We start from the raw sequence: 370 nt of genomic DNA, 5'->3' as shown, positions 1-370 counted from the left end.
GAAGTGGGTAGTTTAACCTTCGGGAGGACGCTCACCACTTTGTGGTTCATGACTGGGGTGAAGTCGTAACAAGGTAGCCCTAGGGGAACCTGGGGCTGGATCACCTCCTTATACGAAGATRTTCACGATAAGTRTCCACACAGATTGATGGTTTTGAAGCGAAAGCTTCGAGCTATTATTGCTCTTTAACAATTTGGAAAGCTGACTGATTTAAATAACAMAGTTATTTAAATCAAATTAAAAGTTCTCAATGTTTATCCTTTGGATAAACACAACACAAACACATTCAAGTGTCTTGGCTTTTTGTCTTCACTTTTTAAAAGTGAAAATAAAGAGCAAAAATTGAGTCCGGCAAACACGTAATAAGAAC

Annotated in this window: 1 rRNA gene; it reads left to right on the top strand. The window is 38.4% G+C overall.

The window, feature by feature from the left end:
- Positions 1-111: ribosomal RNA gene (locus L1D60_RS23510) — 16S ribosomal RNA — on the top strand; the annotation flags it as partial.
- Positions 112-370: the final 259 nt, after the last annotated feature.

It is taken from the genome of Vibrio sp. Isolate30 (assembly GCF_022397975.1).
Classification (GTDB): domain Bacteria; phylum Pseudomonadota; class Gammaproteobacteria; order Enterobacterales; family Vibrionaceae; genus Vibrio; species Vibrio fortis.
Note: the sequence above shows the minus strand (reverse complement) of the source record. Positions and strands in the feature narration are given on the sequence as shown.